At 46.0% G+C, this 25,830-nt stretch carries 21 protein-coding genes; 20 read left to right on the plus strand and 1 reads right to left on the minus strand.

The annotated features are described in order from the left end of the window. Positions 1-118: 118 nt before the first annotated feature. The 20 genes from HYT79_00645 (at position 119) to HYT79_00740 (ending at position 24,483) form a co-directional block, all read left to right on the plus strand. On the plus strand, positions 119-1,702 hold the full coding sequence (locus tag HYT79_00645; protein ID MBI2069084.1) for a Gfo/Idh/MocA family oxidoreductase: 1,584 nt from the start codon (positions 119-121) through the stop codon (positions 1,700-1,702). Then, a complete protein-coding gene (locus tag HYT79_00650) occupies positions 1,699-2,553 on the plus strand; it encodes a phytanoyl-CoA dioxygenase family protein (protein MBI2069085.1) in 855 nt (284 codons plus the stop codon). Before HYT79_00645 ends, HYT79_00650 begins: the two co-directional genes overlap by 4 nt. A gap of 128 nt (positions 2,554-2,681) precedes the next feature. Continuing rightward, positions 2,682-3,848, plus strand: a complete 1,167-nt coding sequence (locus tag HYT79_00655) for a DegT/DnrJ/EryC1/StrS aminotransferase family protein (GenBank protein MBI2069086.1) — start codon at positions 2,682-2,684, stop codon at positions 3,846-3,848. Further along, entirely contained in the window at positions 3,839-4,759 is a 921-nt protein-coding gene (locus HYT79_00660) for a UDP-3-O-(3-hydroxymyristoyl)glucosamine N-acyltransferase (protein MBI2069087.1), read from the plus strand. Before HYT79_00655 ends, HYT79_00660 begins: the two co-directional genes overlap by 10 nt. 193 nt (positions 4,760-4,952) lie before the next feature. Beyond that, entirely contained in the window at positions 4,953-5,573 is a 621-nt protein-coding gene (locus HYT79_00665) for a hypothetical protein (protein ID MBI2069088.1), read from the plus strand. Positions 5,574-5,589: 16 nt separating this feature from the next. Beyond that, positions 5,590-6,858 (plus strand): glycosyltransferase family 4 protein, encoded by a 1,269-nt coding sequence (locus HYT79_00670; GenBank protein MBI2069089.1) that lies wholly within the window; start codon positions 5,590-5,592, stop codon positions 6,856-6,858. Between the two features lie 142 nt (positions 6,859-7,000). Next, positions 7,001-8,761 carry an ABC transporter ATP-binding protein gene (locus HYT79_00675; protein MBI2069090.1) on the plus strand — a complete coding sequence of 587 codons (1,761 nt, stop codon included), beginning with the start codon at positions 7,001-7,003 and terminating at the stop codon, positions 8,759-8,761. 313 nt (positions 8,762-9,074) lie between these two features. Continuing rightward, positions 9,075-9,905: a methyltransferase domain-containing protein gene (locus tag HYT79_00680; protein MBI2069091.1), complete on the plus strand. Its 831-nt coding sequence runs from the start codon at positions 9,075-9,077 to the stop codon at positions 9,903-9,905. Further along, on the plus strand, positions 9,899-11,035 hold the full coding sequence (locus HYT79_00685; protein MBI2069092.1) for a glycosyltransferase family 1 protein: 1,137 nt from the start codon (positions 9,899-9,901) through the stop codon (positions 11,033-11,035). The genes HYT79_00680 and HYT79_00685 overlap by 7 nt, the downstream gene beginning before the upstream one ends. After that, positions 11,022-11,852: a class I SAM-dependent methyltransferase gene (locus HYT79_00690; protein MBI2069093.1), complete on the plus strand. Its 831-nt coding sequence runs from the start codon at positions 11,022-11,024 to the stop codon at positions 11,850-11,852. The genes HYT79_00685 and HYT79_00690 overlap by 14 nt, the downstream gene beginning before the upstream one ends. Further along, a complete protein-coding gene (locus HYT79_00695) occupies positions 11,830-13,002 on the plus strand; it encodes a glycosyltransferase (protein MBI2069094.1) in 1,173 nt (390 codons plus the stop codon). Before HYT79_00690 ends, HYT79_00695 begins: the two co-directional genes overlap by 23 nt. A gap of 256 nt (positions 13,003-13,258) precedes the next feature. Next, the gene (locus HYT79_00700; GenBank protein ID MBI2069095.1) at positions 13,259-14,242 is read left to right on the plus strand and encodes an O-antigen ligase family protein; all 984 of its coding nucleotides are present in this window, start codon (positions 13,259-13,261) and stop codon (positions 14,240-14,242) included. Then, complete coding sequence (asnB, locus tag HYT79_00705) at positions 14,230-16,191, plus strand: asparagine synthase (glutamine-hydrolyzing) (GenBank protein MBI2069096.1); 1,962 nt, start codon at positions 14,230-14,232, stop codon at positions 16,189-16,191. The genes HYT79_00700 and asnB overlap by 13 nt, the downstream gene beginning before the upstream one ends. A gap of 9 nt (positions 16,192-16,200) precedes the next feature. Continuing rightward, complete coding sequence (locus HYT79_00710; GenBank protein ID MBI2069097.1) at positions 16,201-17,052, plus strand: methyltransferase domain-containing protein; 852 nt, start codon at positions 16,201-16,203, stop codon at positions 17,050-17,052. 288 nt (positions 17,053-17,340) lie between these two features. Beyond that, positions 17,341-18,228 (plus strand): glycosyltransferase family 4 protein, encoded by an 888-nt coding sequence (locus HYT79_00715; GenBank protein MBI2069098.1) that lies wholly within the window; start codon positions 17,341-17,343, stop codon positions 18,226-18,228. Positions 18,229-18,257: 29 nt separating this feature from the next. Continuing rightward, entirely contained in the window at positions 18,258-19,187 is a 930-nt protein-coding gene (locus tag HYT79_00720; protein MBI2069099.1) for a class I SAM-dependent methyltransferase, read from the plus strand. Positions 19,188-19,291: 104 nt separating this feature from the next. After that, entirely contained in the window at positions 19,292-20,284 is a 993-nt protein-coding gene (locus HYT79_00725; GenBank protein MBI2069100.1) for an NAD-dependent epimerase/dehydratase family protein, read from the plus strand. Beyond that, positions 20,259-21,305, plus strand: coding sequence for a glycosyltransferase family 4 protein (locus tag HYT79_00730; GenBank protein MBI2069101.1), 1,047 nt, complete (start codon positions 20,259-20,261; stop codon positions 21,303-21,305). The genes HYT79_00725 and HYT79_00730 overlap by 26 nt, the downstream gene beginning before the upstream one ends. After that, complete coding sequence (locus tag HYT79_00735) at positions 21,302-22,477, plus strand: glycosyltransferase (GenBank protein MBI2069102.1); 1,176 nt, start codon at positions 21,302-21,304, stop codon at positions 22,475-22,477. Before HYT79_00730 ends, HYT79_00735 begins: the two co-directional genes overlap by 4 nt. Positions 22,478-22,539: 62 nt before the next feature. Continuing rightward, positions 22,540-24,483, plus strand: coding sequence for a polysaccharide biosynthesis protein (locus HYT79_00740; GenBank protein ID MBI2069103.1), 1,944 nt, complete (start codon positions 22,540-22,542; stop codon positions 24,481-24,483). On the opposite strand, the gene HYT79_00745 is transcribed toward HYT79_00740, so the two are convergent. Next, on the minus strand, positions 24,445-25,824 hold the full coding sequence (locus HYT79_00745) for a hypothetical protein (GenBank protein ID MBI2069104.1): 1,380 nt from the start codon (positions 25,822-25,824) through the stop codon (positions 24,445-24,447). The genes HYT79_00740 and HYT79_00745 overlap by 39 nt on opposite strands. Between the last annotated feature and the right edge of the window lie 6 nt (positions 25,825-25,830).

Consider the following 25,830-nt stretch of genomic DNA (forward strand, 5'->3'; position numbering starts at 1 on the left):
TCGTAAGACTTTTATGGGAAAAGTATGTTGTTCGCTTTTACTATAATTAATGTGCTTAATTTAGACATAAAAAAATAGTTCCTCCAATCCCGCAATGAAGCTTAATATTTAGGAGAACATGAAAATTCAAATAAGAATTGCCGTCGCAGGTTGTGGTTATTGGGGCAAGAACCTTGTCAGGAATATGCATGAGCTGGGTGCATTGACGGCTATCTGCGACGACAATGAAGTCGCCTCAACTCAATTTGCCAAACAATACAATGTTCCTGCCCTAACGTGGGATGAAATCTTAGCGGCGAATCATATTGACGGCGTAGTCATAGCAACGCCAGCTCTATCCCATGCCAAAATGGTCAAAGAAGCGTTGAAATCCGGCAAGCATGTGTTTGTCGAGAAACCGATCGCGCTTTCCGTGGAAGACGCGCAAGAATGCCGCCGGCTTGCAAGCCAGCATGGTAAAAAACTCATGGTGGGACACTTGCTGCAGTATCACCCCGCTTTTGTTCAACTTAAACAATACGTTAAGTCAGGCAAGCTCGGTCGATTGCAATATATTTATTCAACGCGACTTAATCTGGGAAAATTAAGACGCGAAGAGAATTCTTTGTGGAGCTTCGCTCCCCATGATATTTCCATGATTTTATCGCTGGCGCGCTCTCAGCCGGATTCGGTACTTGCTATCGGAGGCAACTATTTGCGAAACGATGTCGCCGACGTAACGACGATGCATATGTTTTTCCCGAACAACTTGCAGGCCAGAATTTTTGTTTCTTGGCTGCATCCTTTTAAAGAGCAACGGTTGGTTGTCGTTGGTGATAAGGGGATGATTGTCTTTAACGACCAAGCGATGCATGAGCAGAAGCTCCAATTTTATTCAGATCCGGTTATTTGGGATGGAAGTGACCCCGAAATTCAGAGCAGAAGCGGTGAATTTATTCCTACCGAGGATTGCGAGCCGCTTAGAAAGGAATGCCAACATTTTATCGATTGCATCCGCTGTGATTTAACGCCGCTGACAAATGGCGAAGAGGGAAAGAATGTGCTTGAGGTTTTAAATGCGGCGCAATTGTCGATGGACAACGGCAATAAGAAAATAAATTTAAATCAACAAATTGATTTTTATCGTCACGAAACGGTAATTGTTGATGAGGGTGCGACAGTTGGTGCAGGCAGCAAAATTTGGCATTACACGCATATATCCAAGAATGCGAAGATAGGCGAGAATTGCGTATTGGGACAGAACGTTTTTGTCGGACAGGGCGTATCTATCGGCAATGGATGCAAGATTCAGAATAATGTAAGCGTTTACAACGGCGTTACCTTAGAGGAGAACGTATTTTGCGGACCTTCGTGCGTGTTTACTAATGTCAATAATCCCCGCGCAAATGTTGAGCGGAAAGATGAGTTCTCGCTGACGTATGTTGGACGCGGTGTAACTATTGGGGCCAATGCAACAATCGTTTGCGGCGTGGACATCGGCGAGTACGCTTTTATCGCCGCGGGGGCGGTGGTGACTAAGGATGTAAACCCCCACGCTTTGATGGCGGGCGTGCCGGCCAGGCAAATCGGGTGGGTGAGCCGTTGCGGCGAAGTTTTGAAAGATGCCTTAACTTGTCCGCGTACGGGAGAGTCTTACCGGATCGTAGACGGCAGGCTTGTTCTTAAAGCCGAAGCGGAATTATCGCCGACTTTAGGAAAATGAACAAAGCAAAGCTGCTCGAGCTCACTTTTGACACGCAATCAAATAATTTTTCGGAAACAGCGGTCATTAACACGCTGCGAGAAAGAGGTGTCTGCAAACTGCAGAATTTGTTTCCCCCCGGCCTGCTTAACGAAATATCGGCGCGTTTGAATCATTATTATAAGCGCCCCGCGATCGCCGGTGTCGCCGGATATTACAAAGTGGATTTCCCTAAAAAATTACTACCGCCCGGATTAATCGGGCCGGCCGTCTATCCCGTATTGTTGAATCCTTTGGTTATTTCCATCATTGAAAAATTAATGGACAGCGAATGCGTGCTGGCGGAAGCTTTTTTTAAATATGATCGCGGAGTTAATGTTGAATATTTTCCGTTGCATACCGATTTCTACGCCGGGTGGAAAAAAAGCCCGGCTTCTGACTTGGAGCTTTCCGTAGATGATATGCGGCAGGTCCTGGGAATCGGGGCGGCCGTTTACATGGAAGATTGCGAAGAAGGCGGCGCGTTTTGTTTTTGCGAGGGCACGCATTTATGGGCCAAAAAGGGCCAAAATTTGTGGCGCTATTCGCCGGAAGAACAAAAACAAATACTTGAAACCAAAGTAAGATGCGACGGAAAAAAAGGCGATATGGTTTTATTCGACGACAGGGGATTTCATGGGCCGGATCATCCCACTACGAAAGACCGTTCGGTTTTGCTGCTTGATTATTATCGCGTTAAAACTTTCGGTTTTAAACAAATCGCCCCGCTTTTGATTAGAACTTCGGATATTGATTTAAATCAATATAACGCAAAACAATTGCGCGTGTTGGGCCTGGGCGCCGAGCCTATGGTCGANNNNTACACGGTTTAAAAAAGCGCCATTGTATCCTCTTGTCAGTTATCTTGTAGAGAATAGCTATAGATTTGATTTTTTTAAAAATAAGTTGAAAAAATTTCTTAGGTCGAAATTACGGCGCGGCGCTTCCGATCGGCAATCGTATGTCTAACATTTCTTTCACGGATCTTACAGCGCATCAAAAAGTGATCGGTGATAAAATCACCGACGCCGTTAATATCGTGATTAAAAACGGCCGCTATATTATGGGTCCGCAAGTAGCTCAATTTGAGAACGATTTGCGTGAATTTTCAGGCGCGAAACACGCCATTTCCTGCGCCAACGGCACGGACGCGCTTTTGTTGATCCTTATGGCTTACGGTATTAAACCCGGAGATGTTATTTTCGTGCCGAGTTTTACGTTCGCCGCCACCGCCGAAGTCGTGGCGATGTTGGGCGCCGTGCCTTTTTTTGTGGATGTCGACAGTGCGACCTACAATATATCTTGCCGGAGCTTGGAAGATGCGATTGGACGCGCAAAAGAATTAAATTTACCCGTGAGGGGGGTTATCGCGGTCGATCTATTCGGCAGGCCGGCTCCTTATCGGGAATTGCAAAATATATGCGATGAGGAAAACTTGATCCTGATCGCTGATGCCGCGCAGAGTTTCGGTTCGGTCTATGAGGGCAGGCCGGTCGGCACATTGGCAAAAACCACGGCCGTAAGTTTCTTTCCGGCCAAGCCGCTCGGGTGTTACGGCGACGGCGGCGCCGTATTGACCATGGATGACGGGCTTGCCGCCGCCATGAGAAGTATTCGTGTCCACGGCCAAGGGGCACATAAATACGACAACATCCGCCTCGGTATGAATTCACGTTTGGATACGATCCAGGCTGCCGTATTGATTGAAAAATTGAAGATTTTCGAATCGGAACTTGCGCAGCGTCAAAACGTGGCGGCTTATTACGACGCGCATTTGTCCGGCGCGTGCGTGAAGCCGGGTATTTCCGGCGGTTTCCGCTCTTCTTGGGCGCAATACACCGTGGTTTTGGATGGAATAGACCGCGACGCATTGATGAAAAAACTATCGGAAAAATCGATACCGACCATGATTTATTACCTTAAACCTCTGCATTTGCAGCCAGCGTACGATCACTGCCCGAGGGCGGCGGCGCGTCTGGAGAATTCGGAATATTTGTCCAGCCATGTCGTGAGTTTGCCCATGCATCCTTATTTATTAGAGGAGCATTTGCATGCCATATGCCAAACGGTGAACCAAGTTTGCGCCGATTTGGTGAGGGCCGCGGTGGGAGGTGGTGGATGCCGGTAACAGCGGGAAAAATTGCTGAATTTTTGGGCGCTCCGACTTGGGGTGATCCGGGCCGCGAGGTTACTCTTATCGCCAAGTTTTTACCGGGCCAAAAGGGTTCGCTGTCTTTTTGTAAATGGGATAAAGCGGATTTTTTTTCTTCTATTGAACTCTCTGTTTGCGCCGTCGTGATTTGTCCCCAAGATTTGCCGGAAACGGCGCTAAAGAATAAGACTCTTATTCCGGTCCCCGATGCGCGATTGGCGTTTATAAAGTCAGCCAATCATTTTTTTCCTTGGAGAAAGTTTAATCCGGGTATTGACCCAACCGCTATTATCGCCCCGGGAGTTAAAATAGATCCGGCCGCTTCAATCGGTCCTTACTGTATTATCAAAGAGGGCGTCTCCATAGGAGCTCAAGCAAAATTAAGCGATCGCGTGACGGTGCATTCCAATTGCCGTATCGGCAATAACGTCATCATTGGATCAGGAACTGTCGTGGGCCAGGACGGTTTCGGCTATATGGCCGACGAACAGGGGAATCAAATGCCATTTCCGCATATGGGTGCAGTCGTTATTGAAGATGGCGTTGAGATCGGGGCTAATGTATGCATTGATAGGGGAGCACTGGATGATACCCTGATTAAATATGGAACAAAGATCGACAATTTGGTGCATGTCGCCCATAATGTCGTTATAGGCAGAAATTGTCTTATCGTTTGTCTCGCGGGTATAGGCGGCAGCGTCGTTATCGGTGATAATTCTTATATTGGGTTGTCGGCCGTCATAAAAAATCAGAAAAAAATCGGCAGTGGCGTTATGATAGGAATGGGCGCTGTCGTTGTCAAAGATGTTCCGGATAATGCGACCGTCGTTGGGAATCCGGCACGTCTTTTGGAAAAACAAGCGCTTAAAGACGCGCCTTCGTGGTAAATTGGAAATAGGCATGGGATGGGCGGCTGATTTTACTTACGGCTACTTCAAAAAAGTACTGCAAGCGGCAAAGTCCAATTATCAACTGAGTTTGTTTTCTCAAGCGCCCACGATCCTTAATGCGGTTAAACAACAGAGACCCCGACTACTTTTGCGTCATGATGTTGATCTGAGTTTGGATCGAGCACTGCAAATGGCCGGCATCGAAAGCGAATCTGGCGTCATCGCCACGTACATGGTAATGATTAACTCTCCTTTGTATGACATAAAAAGCCGGCAATCGCGCGGAACGCTTAAACTCCTTTTATGCGGGGGGCATGAAATCGGATTACATTTTGATTTTGACGGCGCGCACAGACTGGAAGCGCCCTCAATGGACGCCACGGAACAAAAGATTGACTCGGCCTGTCAAAGGCTCGAAGATATTTTAGGCGCGTCGGTAAAATCGGTTTCATTTCACCGTCCCCTGGAGCGATTTTTAAGAGGACCTTCGACGGTTGCGGGAAGGGTCAATGCCTATTCTAAGGAGTTGATGGATTGGTATCTTTCGGACTCCAGAGGAAATTGGCGGGAAGGCGAGCCGTTGCCCAAGCTAAATAATCCGGAAAAAAAATTGCTCCAGCTGCTGATACACCCGATATGGTGGTCGGATCATCATGTGGCACCGGAAGATAGATTGGAGGAGTTTTTTGAAAAGAGCATCAAAGGCCTAAAGCCGGAAGCCGCTAAAGTCTTTGACGCCGCTCTCGCTAGCCATTTGACCATTCAACGCCGCGGCTACGCCAATGTCGAATTGGCGAAACCGGCCGCTTAAATAGAAAATTAATTTGATGCGAATTTTCGTCTTGTGCCGCTTAATGTCGGGATTCATCAAATCCTTTGAAAGCGGCGTTTGGAGTCCGATGGGCGCGCCGGCTATAGCAAAGCTGATTGAAGCGTTGGATCAACCAAACGTTGAAGCGCGCATCGTTTTTAGCGCCAAATCGGCGCAAAGGGCGCGCCGCCATAACGGTTTTTCCAATTTAAGATTAAAAACTATCCTTCTGAATTATCATGGGTGGGCCGGTTTTTTGGGGGACAGAATTGGATTTTATATCAATGAAATAGTCCACTTATTTTGGGTATTGATCAACATTGCGCGTTTCAAGCCCGATGTCATTTATGTCGACCGTTCCAATATCCTGATCGCTTCTTGTATCGCCCGCCTGACTAAAATTCCAATCGTTGTCCGTATTTTGGGCGCGCCGTCGTCCTTGCGGGATGTCGTTCGAAACAAAAAATCGATTTATTGCCGTCTGTATAGATGGGCCTATCGCGCAAAGTACGCTTTGGTCATTGGTTCAATGGATGGCACCTCGATCAAACAGTGGTTTAGGGAGGGTTTAAGTCCACTGGTACCACGTATAGCATTATTGAATGGCGTGGAACCGTATCATCAAAATATTAAAGTGCGAAGTGATGAAAAAATCCACATATTGATTTTAGGAAGATTGGATGAATATAAGCGGACCGATCTGATCATAAGAGCCATTCTCAATTTGCCTTCTAAATATTTAAGTCGTTGTGAAATTAATGTCGTGGGAGACGGTGATTTGAGAGAAGCGCTTTTTAACATGGTATCCGACGCTGGATTATTAAATCGAATTATTTTTCATGGAGCCATCGCGCATGATGAAATTGGATCTTTCTTATTTAATTCGGATATTTACATATCAATGAACAAGGTCGGAAATTTAAGTAACGCAAATTTGGAAGCCATGCAAGCAGGCCTCGCTTTTATCATTCCGGAAGCAAATCCGGTAGCTCATGCGGATATGGAAACGCATGAGATTATTTCCACTGATATGGCTATTCGAGTCGACAACAATAATTTGTGCGAGGGAATTCAGCGGGCTATTTGCGAATTGATTGATGATCCCGCGCGTGTTGAACGAATGAAATTGGCATCTAAGAAATGCGCCGCTAAACTAATGACGTGGGATGAGCGTATAAATCTTGAAATCCGAATGATTTCCCAGGTAGCCGCAGGCAAGATGCCGGATATGGGTTTTCCTCATTGGGATTCAATATTTTCTACAGAAACTTCAATTAACGCTTAGCCGTAGCTGTTCTGCAAGTTGAGCTAGCATAGGTTTTAAGACAAATCTGAGAGACCAGCAAGATGCTAAAATCAGTATTAATGTCTTGCAAGTGGACCCCTAATGGGACTTGCGGAACTTGCTAAATTTTTTAATTACACCCATGCTTGTCTACTTTAAGTTATTCTATAGAGAGATCGGTCCAAAAAGATTGGCCATGTTGGTTTTTTTGGCTTTTGCCGCAACCATGGCGCAAGGCATCGGAATAACGATGGTTTTGCCTATTTTGCAGGGAGGCGCTAATTTAGGCCAAGATGTTATTTCACGTTTCACTGTTGCTTTATTCGGATTTTTAAATCTGGAACCGGTCCTTTTAAATTGGATTATTATTTTAGTCTTGTTTTTTATTTTGCACAGTCTTTTGCTTTTTATCCAAGAAAATTACTCGGCTAAAATTCTGGCCGGCCATCTCGTCGAGATGCGTAGCGGGACCGTACAGGATCTATTCGATGCCAAGTACGGATATTTTTTGAAACAAAGTACCGGTTTTTTAAGTAATGCCATATCAACGGAAATAGATAGGGTTAATTTTAGTCTCCAGCAGTTGGTCAGCCTTATGGTTTTTTGCGTTTCTTCCGCTGTATTCATTGCCTTGCCTCTTCTTTTCGATCCCAAGGTAACTATTGTGCTATGTGTAGTCAGCATCCCTATAGTTTTAGTGATGAGAGTGCTTAATCATTGGACAATGGACGTTTCTCTAGAGCGTAGTCAGCATTCAGCGCGCCTGCAGTCTTTTTTTATTCAAAGTATTCGCCACTTTAAATATTTGAAGGCCACCTCAACAGCCAAACCGCTGATGCTTAAACTTAAGCAGGAAATAGAAAGACTTGGCCAAATTTATTACCGGATGATTTTTTTGAGTGCGGCTTCCCAATATAGTTTTCAGCCTTTGGCCGTTATTTTACTTTCTGGAGTTGTGTTTTATTATGTGAGTTTTCAGGGCCGTCCTATAGCCGATATTTTGTTCTTGCTTTTTATTTTTAAAAACGCCATTACCCAGGGTCTCAGTATTCAGCCGACTTATAGAAAGTTCCTATCTACCGCCGGCAGTTTGGCTGTTTATCATAAACTTCGAGATGGGTTAAGGAATAATAGAGAACGCGTCGGTGGCGAAACACCAGTAACCGGCCAAGATATCATCTTTCGCGACGTATCATTTGGCTATGGTCAAGATTTGCCCGATATTTTGTCAAATATTAATCTGCGCATTCCCTGCCGCCGGACCGTCGCTTTAGTGGGTCCTTCCGGAGCAGGGAAATCAACCATTGTTAATCTCTTGACTGGAATATTAAGACCGGTTTGTGGCGAAGTTTATTTGGGACCGACCTCTTACGCGGACATTGACTTCCAGAAGTTAAGAAGCCGGATAGGCTATATCACTCAAGAACCAACAATTTTTAACGATAGTATTGCCAACAACATCACATTATTTGCGGACAATGGTGATGCTCGAAGGCTTAATTATGTGCTTGAAGAGTCGGGTCTTCTTGCGGTGCCTGGTCGTCTGGGCCAAGGCAGTTCCGGAAAAGTTGGCGACGATGGAAACCAGCTTTCAGGAGGTCAGCGGCAACGCTTGGCTATCGCTCGTGAAATTTATAGGGATACAGAGTGGCTGATTATGGATGAAGCCATGGCGTCCCTTGACAGCATTTCCGAGAGTCAGATGGAAGAGTTCTTGCTTCAAGAGAAGGGTCGGCGGACTTTTGTTGTCATTTCCCATAGGCTCTCAACTATTCGTCATGCGGATTGGATTTATGTCTTCGACATGGGTCGTATTGTGGCCGAAGGCAAGTTTGATGAGCTTAAAGCAAATTGTTCCATTTTCCGGCAGATGGCGGAATTTCAAGCCATCACTACAGGTTAATTCAATGGTGCATATTTTGAAAAGACTTTATGAGTTGCCGCCCAAGGCCACGTCCCGCTTGTTGTAGAAAGTTTTTGCTTCAAAAAAAGGCGGCGGACTTTTATAGTGATTTCATATAGATTATCGATCATTCGTCATGCGGATTGGATTTATGTTTTGGATGGAGGCCGAATCGTCGCCGATGGAAAATTTAACGATCTTAACGCCAATTGCGCTCTTTTTAGGCAGACGGCGGAATTTCAGGCGATTTCGGTCGGTTAATTAAATGCCATCTACCTTGAAGAAACTTTACGAGTTACCGCCAAAACTTCTCGTGCGTAAGATTAAGAGGCGTTTACTGGGGCGCGCACGCGATTTATACGATTTGGAAGATGTCATCGAGTCTCCCAAATACATGCGGCCACAGCGTGTTTTTGATTTCATGAATCGTTACCAGATTTTGCTGAAAAAACGCGCGGGCTGGAAGGAATTTGTTTTTGAAGGCGCGGACGTCCTTGAATTGGGAAGCGGTCCGATGCTGGGGTGGGGACCGCTGGCTATTTTTTTGGGATCCCGGCGCTACACCTGTATCGAACCATTTTATAACCACGCGATCATTGAATCCGATGCAGTTCGCAAGAACTTCTTCTTGCCTTTATTTAAGGATCTAAGCGCCATTTTCGGGGAGCGGTATGAGTCTTTTGACGAGTTTATGCGGGCGGTCGTCGAAAAAAGCGAAATTTTTAGATGCGAATTTGAAGCCGCTCCTTGCGCGGGCCCGTATCAGATCAGCTTATCGAATTCAACCTTGGAGCATGTATCTGATTTGGAGGGATCGCTTAAAAAGCTCAAGGCTATTTCCGCGCCAGCGGGGAGATTCTTGCATCTCGTTGATTTTGGCAATCACAGGAGTACGATCAATCCTTTTGACGGAATTTATTCGGCCACCCCTGACGAATATTTTAAACGCCATGGCCGCCATATCAATCTCCATAGGGCTCCGGACATGTTAAGGCTGTTTCGCCAGGCAGGGTTTTTCGCGGAGGCAGTGCCTTATTATCATTATCGGGAGTTCTATTCAGGCGTCATCAATCCTTATTGGTCCCAGCGCTATTCTCAAGACGAGCTTTTTTTAAAGACGGCCATCATTTGTGACGCATGTTGATACATATCCTAACGCCTGGTTTTACAACTCCGAATAGCCAGGGTTTTTTGCTTCCCCTATTGCGGCATCGAGATGCCCTGAAAGAAGCTGGGGTGAAGCTTAGGGTTTATCGGCAGGCGCAAGCTGACGCTGCTGATTGCGATGTATTGATGATTGACAGTAAATTCTATCGGCCTTGGTTAAGGACAAATCTCGAGCGTGTTGTTGAGCAGTTGTCCCAGTTGCGCAAGGGCGCTCAACGAATTTTTTGGTTCGATACCAGCGACAGCGCGGGCACGCTTCAGACCGGCGTTTTGCCCTACGTTGATCGGTATTTCAAGGGGCAGCTGCTTAAAGACCGCTCTTTGTATCAACAGGCCTTGTATGGAGGGCGGCTGTTCACTCATTATTTGCATCATGAACTCAATGTTCACGATGAAAGTCCGACCTATTTAAATCCCATTCTTTCAAAAGATGATTTATCCAAGCTTTCCCTGTCTTGGAATTATGGACTGGCGAATCTTTCTTTGGAGGGACCTGCGTTCTCTTCTTTATATCAATGGTTGGGGTGGCCTGTTTTTTTACGTACGCCTGCAAGGTGGGATGCGCCTTCTGCGAGCCGTCCGCTGGATTTTAATTGCCGTTTTTCGGCAAGCTACCCGAAAGCCACGATCCGTTTTCAACGCGCTTCGATTCAAAAATTATTTCGGCATAAAGAGACAGATCGGGTTAACCGTTATTCTTATTTTTCCGAATTGCGCCAAAGCAAGATCGTTCTTTCTCCGTTTGGGTGGGGAGAGATTAATTTGAGAGATTTTGAAGCCATTGTATGCGGCTGTCTTCTCATTAAGCCCGACATCTCTCACTTGGAAGCATGGCCTAATATATTCGAGGCTGGTGTTACGATTTTGACCCATGATTGGTCTTGTCGCGATGTTTTAGAAGTTGTTGAGAACGCTTTGGTATCTTATGCGGAGCATCTCACGATAGCCCGCGTTGCCCAAGAACGTTATCAACACAGCTTTCGAGAGGATGTTTTTCTAGAGATGCTTCTGGGTTTATTGAATGATTCTCGACCGACCCGGGCAGATACGACCAACGCCTGTCTATCCGGGAATCAAATCAGCGGTGGTTCTTATGTCGAACATTGATCAGAAAACAGTCTCCAGCTTCGGCTGTCAGTGGACCTTGCTTAATCAGGCGGCTCTGCAACCCTTTGATCAGGAGGCAATGTTTAATCTCTATTTTCGCCTTTTTCCATGGGGAAAACTTCCTTCAGAATCTACGGGATTTGATTTGGGCTGCGGAACCGGGCGTTGGGCCAAAAGCGTGGCTCCAAGGGTAGGGAAACTTTATTTAGTTGATGCCAGTCCGGGGGCCTTGGCCGTTGCTCAGGCTAATTTAAATGGGTTTTCTAATTGTGAATTCATTGCAGCCAGCGTCGATGATATGCCTTTCCCTGATAAATCCATGGATTTTGGTTATTCTCTCGGCGTCCTGCATCATATTCCGGACACATTGTCCGGTTTAAAGTCCTGCGTAGCCAAATTGAAAGAAGGCGCCCCATTCCTTCTGTATCTATATTACGCTCTGGAAAACCGGCCTTTATGGTTTCGCGGGCTGTGGAGAATAAGCGATTTTTTTAGGAGATTTTTCTGTTATTTACCCGAGCGGGTAAAACAGCCCGTCACGTTCGCCATCGCTCTTTTTGTTTATTTTCCTTTAGCGCGATTGGCGTATTTGGTGGAAAAATTTGGAGTTGATGTGGATGCCATGCCGCTTTCTTTTTACAGAAACCGTAATTTTTATGTTATGCGGACGGATTCTCGCGACCGTTTTGGAACTCCGATGGAGAAACGCTTTACCAGAAATCAGATCGAACAGATGATGACGGCAGCCGGGTTGGAACGGATAGAGTTTTCCGCTCCACCTTATTGGTGCGCTCTTGGTTATAGAAAAACAAAATAATTCCACTGGGAACGGAGAAAGGATTCGAATCCTCCATGCGTTTTCAACAGGAGTCCTTGGCGGCACTAATCTGGCAATTTTTGAGCTGGTTCGACGGCTGAATCCGGAACGATTTGCCTGCGAAACAAGTTTTCTGGACGGCCTTGGGCCTATTTGTGAGCATTGGGCACAGGCAGGTTTTCCTGTCCACGATCTACGGGGACGATTCGGTTTGCTTTCGGCGGGGAGTTTTTTTTGGCGGCTTCTCTCCAGCCGCCGTTACCACATTATTCATCTTTACGGATTTCGGATGAGCCTTCTGGGTCGGATCGCGGCGCATTGTTGTTCGCCCCGCCCCGGGATTATCCATGGAATACGGGGTTTGCATGTAACCCAAGGGGAAGAGGTGGGCAAGCTTAAGACCCGCTTGGCGATTATCCTTGAAAGATGGGCGTCGCCTCTAATTGATCATTATATTGCCAATAGCCGGGGCGCAGCCGATTTCCTCCAAAGCCGCGGCCTTTCGTCTAAAAAATTTACGGTTATTCCCAGCGGCGTTGACGTCGATCCTTTATCCAACAGCAACCAAAAGACTGATGATATCCCTAAGATTATTTGTGTCTCTAATTTTCATCCCGTAAAACGCCATGTTGACTTGATAATGGCCGTCTCTTTATTAAGAGATGCCGGCTTTCAGGTGCGATGTTTATTGGTAGGCGACGGAACGTATAAATCAAATATTAAAAAAATGGTTCAAGATCGCGGTCTAACGGATATGGTCGAGTTCCGCGGCTCATTGCAGCCGTTTCAGGTGCAGGAAGCTCTTGGGCGGGCGGACATTTTTGTTTTACCGTCGCTTTGGGAGGGATTGCCGCGCAGTATCATGGAGGCTATGGCCGCAGGATTGCCCGTTGTCGCTACGGATGTTAGCGGCAGCAATGAACTGGTAGTCGATGGAGAGACAGGGTTTTTGGTTCCCGTTAAAGATTTCCGTCAGCTGGCCTTGCATCTTGAGCAGCTTATTAAAAATCCGGCCTTAAGGGTTCAAATGGGCCAAACCGGCCGCCTCCGCATCCATGAGCAATTTTCCTGGCAAAGCTGCGTGGCCGGGCATGAAAAGGTCTATTCCGATATTTACCGGTCTGAATTCGATATCCAGGCTACGGCCTGAGCATATTTCGTTGAATAAAAGGGTGGAATTCTTTATTTTTATTTTGGCCGTAGCCGTCTGTTTTGATGTGCGCGGGCCAAGGTGGGAAATTGCCGGCTTGTCTTTTTACGCGACGACGGCAAGAGCCGCTATTCTTTTGTTTTGCCTATATTTTTTACCCGGCTTTATTTTCACAAACCTTCCGGTGCTGTGGCGGCGCCATAGAAATATTTTGGTTTGGGGTGGCGGTTTTTTTGCCGTCTGCTTTTTTTCTTCTTTGGTCAATCTTTATAAGGGCGCGGCGTTTGAGCAGACGTTATTTTATCTGTCGTTTTTCTTTGTTTTGTTATTTCTTTTGAGCCATCCCGGGGGTTTGGCATGGGACAAGATATCCAAAGCCTTATTCGTATTAAGTTTGTGTTTGGCTTGTTTGGCTATTGTTGAGCATTGTTTTGATGGATTCGCGGATTTGCTGAAACAACTTTTTCACCCTATGACCCACGAGTCTTTACGTAGACAGTCCATGGTGTCATTCCAGAACCCCGGCACGTTCGGGGCTTTTATGGTTATCGGTTATATCTTGGGTTTAACCGTGACGCGGAACATTCCTACCGGCCTTTTTTTACTGTTAGAGATTATTTTTATTACAGCCGTCGTTTTTTCTCAGTCGCGCATTGCTTTAGCGATGATTTCATTTATTTTTACTATTCACAGTTATATACGCTTGAAGAAGTTTCGATGGGGCCGATTGGTTTTTGCTTTGATCATGTGTTCGGGATTATTCCTGGTTTCCAGGATGCCCAGAATAAAATGGATGCATACGATTATGTCCTTGCCTGTAGAATTTAACTATAGGGTGAATTTAGCGTTGACCGGACGCGTAAGCATATGGACGGGATCGTTGAAAGTTTGGTCCGATCATAAAGTGTTGGGCGTCGGTCCCGGCAACTCTAAACATTTTTTACCCTCTTATTTACCCTATTGGTTAAACGACAGGCAACAGCATCCTCATAATTTGTTTTTAAGGGTACTCTGCGAAACCGGCCTTATAGGGCTTGCGGCTTTTTTGATATTTGCACTTCATTTGTTTAAGCCTTTATCCCGCCGGTTTCTGAACATGGAATTTTGGCCTTTATGGGCCTTTTTGTTTTTCCAAATGTTTGAAGAACATACGCGGGATGCTTTTCCGGCCTTGTTGTTGGTTTTATTGACAGCGCGGGCTGTGCAAAAAGAGAGCGAAATTCAACAATGTGCGGCATAGCCGGTCATCTTGATTACAAGGGGCGGCATCCGCCGTCTCGGCTACGCACGTTTGCGGCTTCAATGGCGGATACATTGAGGCATCGCGGTCCGGATGGTGATGGGACGTGGGTTGACCCGAGGGGCAATATCGCTTTAGGGCATCGACGCTTAGCCATTTTAGATTTATCACCCGAGGGGCGACAGCCCATGAGCTGTTCGTGCGGCCGGTACGTTGTTGTGTTAAACGGCGAGATTTATAACTACCGTGAGCTGAGAAAAAAATTAGACGAAGACGGCGGATCGCCGTCCGTGCATTGGCGGGGCAGCTCGGATACGGAAGTCCTGTTGGAAAGCATTTGCCGTTATGGCTTGAAAGAAGCCCTGAATAATTTTATCGGCATGTTCGCTTTCGCTCTTTGGGATCAGCAGCAGCGGAGCCTTTATTTAGCAAGGGACCGGATGGGGGAAAAGCCGCTTTATTATTTATGGACTCCCGGATTTGTTTTATTCGGATCAGAACTAAAAGCCTTAAAGGCGCATCCTGATTTTTCGGCCGAAATCGATCGTTATGCCCTGGATCTTTATCTGCGTTATGCTTATGTTCCCGCACCCCATTCTATTTTTCGCGGCGTCCGCAAGCTCCCCGCGGGGTCTTTTTTGGAGATAGAAATTTCGGTTCCCTCTGAACCTAAAATGTTTTGTTATTGGTCGGCTCAAGGAATGGTTGAGCAAGCCAAGCGCGAACCGATCTCCGGTCATGAAGCCGATCTAAAGGATCGGGTCAAAGCGCTTCTTAAGGACGCTATCGGCCTTCAAATGAGATCGGATGTTCCTTTAGGAGCTTTTCTTTCAGGGGGGATTGATTCGTCGGTTGTCTCAGCGTTCATGCAGGCGGCGAGCGATCGTCCCATCAAAACGTTCACCATCGGCTTTAAAGAAACCAGCCACGATGAATCCGGGCATGCCAGAGAGGTGGCTCATTGCCTTAAAACCGACCATACGGAGATTTTTGTTAACCCCCAAGATGCTCTGGATGTTATTCCTCAATTGCCTCATATTTATGACGAACCGTTTGCTGATTCATCTCAAGTACCGACCTATCTCTTGGCGAAACTGACGCGGCGTTACGTTACAGTTAGTCTTTCCGGAGACGGGGGGGATGAATTGTTCGGCGGCTACAATCGCTATAAACTCGGTCTTTATGGGAGATCGTTGAGCGCTGTGCCTAAATTTTTAAGGAGGGCTCTGGCCCGTGGTCTCACCGCTTGCCCTCCTCATTTTTGGGATAAGCTGAGCCAAAATTTGATGCCATTATTGCCAAAAAAATTGCATTGGACTGACGTGGGAGACAAAATTCATAAATTGGCCCCTATTATTTCTTTGGAGAAACCTGAGGACATGTATCAAAGCCTGCTTTCTCATTGGCCTAAATTTTCGCCTGTTGTCAAAGGCGCCCCCTCGCTCTCCAATGGCACGGCCGATTGGGACCAGAAGCCGACCCGGACTGAGTTTATTCAAAAGATGATGTATCTGGATTTGGTCAATTATTTGCCTGATGACATTCTTGTCAAGGTGGATAGAGCCGGCATGGCCGTCGGCTTAGAATCGAGAGTGCCGTTTTTGGACCATCGTCTTGTTGAGCTGGCGTGGCGTTTACCTTTGGAAGTTAAGATTAGAAACGGACAAAGGAAATGGATCCTAAGGCAAATTCTTTATGAATATGTCCCCAAAAGCATTGTTGATCGCCCTAAAATGGGGTTCGGCGTTCCCCTTGCTTCTTGGTTACGCGGTCCTTTGAGGGGATGGGCCGATTCATTGCTCGATGAACATCGTCTTGTTCGCGAAGGATTTTTTGAGCCGGAACCTATACGCCGGAAATGGCAAGAACATTGCTCCGGAGCGCGCAACTGGCAACATCAGCTTTGGCCCGTGCTGATGTTCCAGGGTTGGCTGGAAGTTTATGGATAGGCCAGCTTAATGACTATCAATAAGATTCCTTGGTGGGGGAAAATTGCCGCTAAGGTTATTTTATCGCGAGTCCCATTCGGTTATCGGTTTTGGAAGGCGCTGCGTTTATTCCAGCATGGAGCCATGGAACGACCGGCCTATGCTTATGAAATATTTATGAGGCATTTCAAAAGGTTTGGCCGCCCGGAATTTGTCGGTTTAGAGTTGGGTCCCGGGGATTCTCTCTTTTCCGCTTTGATTGCTTCCGCTACAGGATCGACCTCTTATTATCTGGTTGATATGGCGTATTATGCGCAACAGCAACCCCGAGCCTATTTGCGGATGGCGCAATATCTTAAAGAGAAAGGCATGAAAACGCCTGATTTGCAAAATACAAGCGGTCTGGAAGAAATTTTGGATTCTTGCGGGGCTACTTATAAAACGGCCGGATTGGAGTCGCTCAGGGAGATTCCGACCAATTCAGTGGATTTTATATGGTCGCAGGCGGTATTGGAACACGTTAAGCGTGCCGATTTTTCGGGATTAATGAAAGAGCTTAGGCGCATTATTCGCCAAGACGGCCTGTGTTCGCATCGCATTGACTTAAGGGACCATTTGGGCGGAGGTATTAATCATTTGCGATTTTCAGAAAAAATTTGGGAGTCTGATTTTATCTCTTGTTCCGGTTTTTACACAAATCGCATGCCTTATTCTGAGATGTTGTCTTGTTTTAAGACGGCCGGTTTTGGCGTTGAGATAGTTTCGTTGGATCGCAGGGATGCGTTGCCGATTTCTAAGAAAAAATTAGACCAAAAATTCAGAAATTTGACCGAAGAAGAACTGTGCGTCCAGGGTTTCGATGTTCTTTTAAGGCCTGCATAAATTATGAAAAACCAGTCGAAGCCGAGAATTCTTTTTTTAGCGGCAGCGGATTGGTACTTTTGGAGCCATCGGTTGCCCTTGGCGCGCCAGGCGCGCGATCAAGGCATGGAGGTTTTCGTCGTTACTCGCCTAGATCGGCATAAACAGCTTTTAATCGATGAAGGATTTTTTCCGATCCATATAGATTTCTATCGAGGTTTAAGGAATGTTATTCATGAACTGCAAACTTTACGCAGCATAATACGGGTATATCGTACCGTCAGGCCTTCTCTGGTTCATCATACATCGATGAAGCCTATTCTTTATGGTTCGATTGCCGCATGGTGGAATGATTTGCCGGCTACGATCAATATGATCACCGGCTTGGGTTTTATTTTTTCTTCCCAGAGCGCGTGGTCAAAAATTGTTCGTTGGGCGCTGATGCCGGTGCTTAAAAGGCTTTTCCGGGCGACCAATTCCTATGTTATTTTTCAAAACAAGCAGGATTATGACGAGCTGTGCGACGCAGACGTTGTTGCGCGCGCCAGGGCTGCCGTTATTCGGGGAAGCGGGGTTGATATAGAGCGTTTTTTCCCTCGCCCTGAGCCCGATGGCCAGCCTGTCGTTTTGATGGCCTCGCGCATGTTATGGAGCAAGGGAGTGGGGGATTTCGTGGAAGCGGCAAAATTGTTGAAGAATCGCCGGAGTCTACGTTGCGTATTAGTCGGCATCCTGGATAAAGAGAATCCGGACGGCGTTCCTGAGGAAACCCTTTTAGAGTGGGACCGGCAGGGAATTATTGAATGGTGGGGCGAAAGAAAAGACATGGACAATGTGATTAACAATTCTCATGTCGTGGTATTACCCACTTATTACGGCGAGGGGTTGCCTAAAATTTTACTGGAAGCGGCTGCTTGCGGAAGGCCGTTGGTGGCCACCGCGGTTCGAGGGTGTTTGGAAATCGTTCGACCTGAAAAGAATGGTTTTTTGGTGCCTCCCAAAGACCCGCCGGCTTTAGCCCATGCTATTGAAATGTTGGTTGGCGATCCCTCTTTGCGCGCTTTATTCGGAAATCAAGGCAGGGAGATCGTCGTGCAGGAATTTTCATCGGCCAAAATAGTTGAGGAAACGTTGGCTGTTTATAAAAATTTGTTAGACCGACCCTCAACCGTTAATAGCCAGCCGTTTCTAGTATAATTTTTTAGTAAAAATAAAAATTTATCTAAATGATGATTGATCTGGCACCGCAATCGCGGATAAACAACCCAGCCTTACTAGGATTCATTAAAGCAAAAAGTCTCACCCATGAACACTTGCTCGCCATTGTGCGGACGGAGGCAGCGCGGTTCCCGGATCATTCAACGGTCAGAATTCTTGACGTGGGTTGCGGCCGAGGCGACTTGTTGGCGTATCTTAGCGGCAATCTATCTGATTTGACTTCAAAGAAATTCGAATTTTATGGTTTTGACGTTACCGATGACGGCGTTCATAGCGATGGTTATTTACTGGAGACGATTAAAAATCTCTCAATATTGCGACCCGATGTCACCTGGAGCGAGCGAATTCGCGGGATTTCGGTGAATGAATCATGGCCCTATCCAGATGATTTCTTCGATGTAATTCTCTCAAATCAAGTCCTAGAGCATGTCATGGATTACGACCATTTTTTTTCCCAACTACGACGAACTTTACGCGACGGCGGCTACTGTGCCCAAGTTTTTCCTTTAGCGCATTGTATTTACGAGAGCCATGTGAACCTGCCGTTTGTTCATCGCATGAAAAACTATGAATTTTTGAGAGGTTGCATTAAGGCCATGAGCTGGTTGGGGTTGGGGAATTTCAAAAGCCAACAACGGCATTCCGGAATATCGCTTGACGATTTCAGCAAACGAACCGCCGACTACATCATGTTTTTCACAAACTATTTGAGCCATCGAGATGCGCTTGAGCTTGGGAAACGATACAAAATGCGAGCTTCCTATCGGTATACCAAGGAATTTTATGAGAGAAAAGTCCGTAAAATTTTAGGATTGCCGGCCCGTTCTAATTACCAGATGCAAGGCAACGCGTTGTATGATTGGCTTTGTGTTATGGCGTTTAAGTACGTCTCAAGCGTTACTCTATTTTGCGAAAAAAAGGTTCGGGGCCGGTTTTAATATTCGTTTTCCGTAATAACTTTCGCCTCTTAATTCATATGGAGCCATGAGAACGAATAGATCAATTATGAATCGATATTTTTCATGTTAATCCCTCAGCAGTCATGGCTTTAGCGCTGATTACAGGCGCTACAGGATTTGTTGGCCGGCATCTTGTCGCCTCGCTTCGGCAAGAAGGGGTGAAGACGCGCCTGTTGATTAGGAATAGAACCAGGATCCCTCTTTCTTGGTTCAATGATCGCGGAATTGAAATATTGGAGAGCAACTTGGCTGATTTGACTGGTGTTAAAAGAGCATGCGAAGGAGCGGATGTTATTTTTCATTTGGCCGGAAAATCGGATGCGGAAGTGGATCGTAAAAATACCGGCGATCATCGGGAACACACCGGCTTTAGCCGGATTTTGTCGGAAGCTGCTTCCGTAAAAGGCGTCCAATCGTTTATTTATTTCAGCTCAGTTAAAGTAATGGGGGAAGCAAGTGGGCAATGCCTTAATGAGAATATAAGCCCCCAATCCCAAACACCTTATGCGGTTTCCAGGTGGGAAAGTGAAAAGTTGATCCTGGCGAATACGCGTCTGCCGCACGTGAGTGTTTTAAGATTGACGCCTGTTTATGGCCCGGGCTGCGGGGGCAATTTGATGCGCATGCTTCGTTTGATTAAATTGGGAATTTTTCCGCCGTTGCCGGATGTCGGGAATAAGCGTTCTTTTGTCGCTGTTCACGATGTCGTCCAGGCGGCTCATTTGGTTATGAAAAACCCCGCATCTAATCGGCAGACTTATATTGTTTCGGGAGACGAAGCCCCGTCCACCAGGGATCTCTATATTTATTTGTGTGATGCCTTGGGGAAAAAAGTCCCAAGCTGGACCGTTCCTTTCGGCGTTTTTCAAAAGATTGCCAGATTGGGCGAAGGAACCAATATTATTTTCAGAAGGCGTCTTTTCCCAATGGATGAAATTTCCTTGTCAAGGCTTTTTGGCTCTGCTTGGTATAGCTGCGATAAAATTAAGCGCGAACTTGGCTATCAGCCGAAATTTCGGTTGCAAGGATGTCTTCCTGAAATCATCTCCCATGGTTCCGGCCGTTCATATGATTGAAGGGGCAGTTTTAGCCGCGGCATGGCTGATTGCCGCGATCGGCACATGGATGGTTGTTCGTTTCTGTGCCTGGGAAAGGGCGCTTGATCGGCCTAATGAGCGTTCTTTGCATACTCATCCGGTTCCTCGATTGGGCGGATTAGCTATTCTGGCGGCGTTTATTTTAGGTGCGACCTTTTTAGTTTTACTTCACCGGGGGGGTGTTCGATTTTTGCCAAGGCTTCTCCTATGTTTATTGCCGGTAACGATTGTTTCCCTATGGGACGATCTTGGCGGAGTTTCTGTGATGAAAAGGCTTTTAATTCACACCAGCGCAGCCGGCCTTTTCGTTTTTTGGGACAAGCCGATGCTTAATCATGGTTGGTTTTCGATAGCGTTCTTCATTGTATTTATCGTGACGATGCTTAACATTTACAATTTTATGGATGGTTTAGACGGATTGGCAGCCGGCATGACCGTCTGCGGTTTCGGGAGCCTGGCGATTTTAAGTCATTTGTCCGGCTTTGGAGACTTGGCTTCTTTGTGTTGCGTCTTAGCTTGTTCTTGCGGGGGTTTTTTAGTATTTAATTTTCCCCCTGGAAGAATCTTTATGGGAGACGTGGGTTCGGCTTCTTTGGGTTTTTTAACCGGAACAATCGTATTAACGGGAACTCTGATCGGCGCTTTCTCTGCCGGCGCCGCCGCCATTGTTTTTTCTCCTTTTCTGGTTGATTCTATCGTGACATTGGTGAGAAGGTTGCTTGCGAGGGAGAAAATTTGGATTTCACATCGCAGCCATTATTATCAACGGTTGGTTTTAGCCGGTTATAGCCCCAGAGATGCCGTCCTTATGGAGTATGGTTTGATGATTGTCTGCGGCATCGGTGCTTTGTTTTATGAATTAAGCATAGATCGTCTGCGGCATATGATTATGATGGCTTTCGGAGCGGGGTATGCCTTGTTAGCCTGGCGTATTGAACAAATCGAAAGATTCAAAAATGACGGTAACAATTTCAATAAGGTCAGCGTGGCTGGACGATGAAAATTCTTCTTCTTATTCGCTCTTTAAATGCTGGCGGCACGGAAAAACAATTGATCTATCTGGCCCGGGGCCTGAAAGATCTGGGTTATGAAGTACACGTCGCCGTTTTTTATCAGGACGGGACATGGGACAGCTTGGTCAAGGCTAACTCCAAAATTCATTTTCATTGTTTGGAAAAACGCGGCAGATGGGATGTATTGTCGTTCATCTGGAGTTTTAAGAAATTGATACAGGTATATGACTTTGACGTCGTTTATGGTTTTTTGCCATCAGGCAACCTGATCGCCTCGCTTGCGAAACGATTCTATTCTTCCAAGCGGCCAAAAGTTGCGTGGGGAATACGAGTGTCAAAAATGGACTATGGTCGATACGGATTACTGGATATCTTGTTGGAATGGACTGAAAGATGCCTGGCGCCTGGCGCCGATCGTATTATCGTCAACTCTCAGAAGGGTTTGGACATATGCCGCAATTCAGGATTTCCTGCGGATAAATTGTTTTATATTGCGAACGGTATCGACACTGAGACCTATGTAAAAACAAAGGCCGATGGTTTGAGGATTAGAACCATGTTGGGCATTCCTGCCGAGGCCTCTTTAATTGGGATTGTCGCACGCATCGATCCTATGAAAGATCATGAAACTTTTTTGAGGGCGGCGGCGCTGTTGGCCAAACGCAAAAAAAACGCCAAATTTATTTGCATCGGCGGTCAAACTCAACGATTTCCGGGTTATTTCGAGAAATTGCAAAGATTGGCTTCTAAGCTGAAAATTGCCGATCAGATCTATTGGGCGGGGCATCAGCAGGATATAGTTTCTTGGATCAATGCCTTAGATTTTTCTTGTTCGGCATCTTCTTTCGGGGAGGGTTTCTCCAACGCTGTCGGTGAAGTTATGGCCTGTGAAATTCCTTGTGTTGTTACAGACGTGGGCGATTCTGCTGTCATTGTCGGCGATGCGGGAAGGGTCGTTCCTCCCGGAGAACCCAGAGCATTGGCGGATGCTTTGTTAGAGTTGTCGAGCTTATCCCCGGATGAAAAGTGTTTATTGGGCCTGAGAGCGAGATCACGCATTGTCGAGCATTTTTCCATTGGCCGCATGGTCAATGATACGGATGCTGCTCTTCGAGGTTTGCATTACGATAGTACGATGCTTTCGCCAGTCGGCGGGTAATTTTTCGTCGCCAAAATATTTATAATAATGGTTAATCCATCGATTACAGCTTTGAGTCGGGTATGCAATTTTTATTAAGCAACAGGGCCTTCCTTTTAAGAAGAACGATTATTATTTTAAGCCACCTTTCGGTTGTCGTTATATCCAACTTGTTTGCCTTCTATTTGCGTTTTGATGGTAATTTACCAAACCATTATTGGGAGCTTTTCGTTTCCAGTCTGCCTTATTTGATTCTAATAAGGGGTTTTATTTTTTTCCTTTTCCGACTTTATGGCGGCATTTGGCAGTATCCCAGCGTTCAGGATTTTTTAAGCATCATCACGGCTGTTAGCGCTTCCACCCTTGTTTTTTTTCTTGCGGTTAAGTTTTTACTTGGACTGGAAGGCTACCCCATCTCTATTTTTATTATGGATTCCTTGGTTTTGACGATTCTTGTCGGAACCCTGCGTTTGACTAAAAAAGTTTATCGATATGCTGTCGGCCGCAAAGGACAAAAACCATTGTTGATTTATGGGGCGGGAGACGCCGGCGAAGCGGTGGTAAGAGACATCCATAATGATCCTTCTTCCGTTTACGATCCTATTGGGTTCATTGATGACAATGCGGTTAAAAGAGGCGCGCATATTCGCGGGGTGCCGATCTTGGGAACACGGGCAGATTTGGAGAAAATTTTAGAAGACTGTAAACCCGTAGAAATTCTTATTGCCATGCCTTCGGTCTCTCCTCAGCAGTTACGCTCTATTGTTAAAACTTTGCAGCCCTATAGTATTCGAATAAAAATATTGCCGGGCTTAAGAGCGGTCCTTGAGGGACGGGTATTGTTTAATCAAGCCAGAGATATTGTTGTTGAAGATTTATTGTCTCGACAGCCGGTTATGATGAAGGATGACGAGGGCTTGAAAAAATATCTTAAGGGTAAAGTTGTTTTAGTCACCGGCGCCGGCGGTTCCATAGGTTCAGAATTGTCCCGACAGATTGCGTCTTATAAACCAGGCAGGCTGTTGATCTTAGATCGTTATGAAAATAATATTTTTTGGCTGTCGCAGGATATTAAAACGCAATTTCCAGAGCTTGTCACCGAGTGCCTTATCGGCGATGTCGTGGATAGTCAGCGTATAGATGAAATTTTTGAAAGATATAGGCCTCAAGTTGTATTTCACGCTGCGGCCCATAAGCATGTTTCTTTGATGGAAGACAATCCTCTTGAGGCAATCAAAAACAATATATTGGGCACCAAGAACGTCGCCGATTCAGCCAATCGTTTCGGCGTCGATAGTTTTGTATTGATTTCAACAGATAAGGCTGTACGTCCGCTTAGCGTCATGGGAATGACCAAAAAAGTTGCTGAATTGTATGTTTCCGGGTTTAATGGAACAAGTAGAACTAAATTTGTGATTGTTCGATTTGGCAATGTTTTGGGCAGCAACGGGAGCGTTATCCCTTTATTCGAGCGGCAGATTAAAAACGGGGGGCCGGTTACTGTAACCCATCCTGAAGTAAGAAGATATTTTATGCTTATCCCTGAGGCGGTACATCTTGTGTTGCAATCCGCTTCTTTAGGGGACAAGGGTGATATGTTTGTGTTAGAAATGGGAGAGCAGATTCGAGTTGCAGATATGGCCAGAAACTTAATACGGTTTATGGGGCATATCCCAGATGAGGAGATTAAGATTCTTTTTATAGGGCTTAGGTCTGGAGAAAAGATGTATGAAGAGCTCTATGATTCAGCAAGAGAAACTTTGAGCCAAACATCGCGTGAAGGAGTTTTGAGGGTTTGTTCCAAGGTTCGACTGGATAGAACGTCCATCCAGTCGATAATGCAAAAATTTATCGCCGTTGTTAATAACGGCAGTGAAGATGAAGCCGGAAAGATACTGGCGAGTGTAGCAAACGGTGAATCATCGGATCGTGAATTTTCGAGTTCTAATCAGCAATCGTTGACCCCGCCCCAATTCAGGTCCACGGGATTAAATGGCGGGGATCAATTGTTTCCGATGGTAAAATAAAAGACTCGCAACTAGACCCGCTAACATACCCAAGACGATCCCTTTAGCCAATAAAATTTTAATATTTTTAATTTGGCTAGGAGGAGAAGCTGGGCTTAAAGGACGAAGAGCGGTAGGCGAGAGCGAACTGGCCAGCTTACTATCCGTGATTCTACTGTAGATCGTTTCAAACTCTTTCTGGGCAATTTGGAGATCGCGTTGCAATGCGGCCAGTTCAATGCGTTGCGTGGCGATTGATTGCTGAAGCCTGGAAATATCCCGGAGATTTTGTTGGCTTAGAGTTTCCAGGTGTTCTTTTTTTGGTTTTAATGTTTGACTGGCCACATCGTAAGAGCTGATTTGTCTTTGGAGTTCGTCATGGAGGGAGTTAAAAGCTCCAAGCCTTACGTTCGATTCGTTCTCGCCGGTTGAATTGGGAGCATTAGCAAGCATGACAAGCGTCTTGCCGGTAGAATTCTGTTTATTAGCCCTAGAATCTTCTTGGTATTTCTGAATTTCTTCTTTTAATACGGGCAGGGCGATTTCAGCATCAGCCAGGTCGGTTTTTATTCTTTCTAATTGAGCCATGTATTCCAGAAGCTTGCCATTCTTTATATTGAGCTCAGCCTCTTGAAGTGTCAACGTAGGTTTGATTAGTTCAACTTTTGCCTGGAGATCGTTGATGATTTTCTTATTATCCTGATATTGTTTGCTCAGCGCTGAGTAGCCGGTAAGAGAGTTTTCTGAGTTTAATTTAGCCAAAAATTCCAAGGTTGCTTCTTGCCAGGTAGAGGCCGCTGGTGAAACAAGAGTTTGATCCTGGGAGTGGGCTTCGAAAGCCAGAATATTTGTTTTTGGGATGTCGGTTATCGCGAAACTGATTTGACCGTAAGGAAGGCCTTGGTTTTCCAATTTTTGTTTTGCGAGATTTATCACCCCCGCGCTTTTGGCTAGGACTTTATATTGTTCCTTGGCCTCTAATGTTCCTTGCTGCTGCTGCTGTTGCTGTTGTCTAATTTCCTCCAAAGGATTTAGAATTTTAGCCATGGGGGAAGCGATGAATTCAACCAAAACAGCGCTTTTGTATGTTTTAGGTGAGAGTGTGGCAAAGATAAGGCCCAGCAATCCTCCCAAGAGAGCGCCGGCCATAATGCCTGGCAAGTAGCGAGAAACAGCCTTAAAGATTTTGACTAGATCGATAACTTCTTCATTCGGCTGAAGATAAGCCCATGGTTGGCCGTAATATTGTGGGTAGGGTGCATTGGGTTGATGTTGAAGCGATTCTGGCGCAGGGGGGACTTGCCTTTCGGTTCTCATTGCGCGAGGGCGTCCTGTGGTCAATGTTTCAAGATCATCCGGCATAATTTA

This window comes from Elusimicrobiota bacterium, assembly GCA_016180815.1.
GTDB lineage: Bacteria > Elusimicrobiota > Elusimicrobia > JACQPE01 > JACQPE01 > JACPAN01.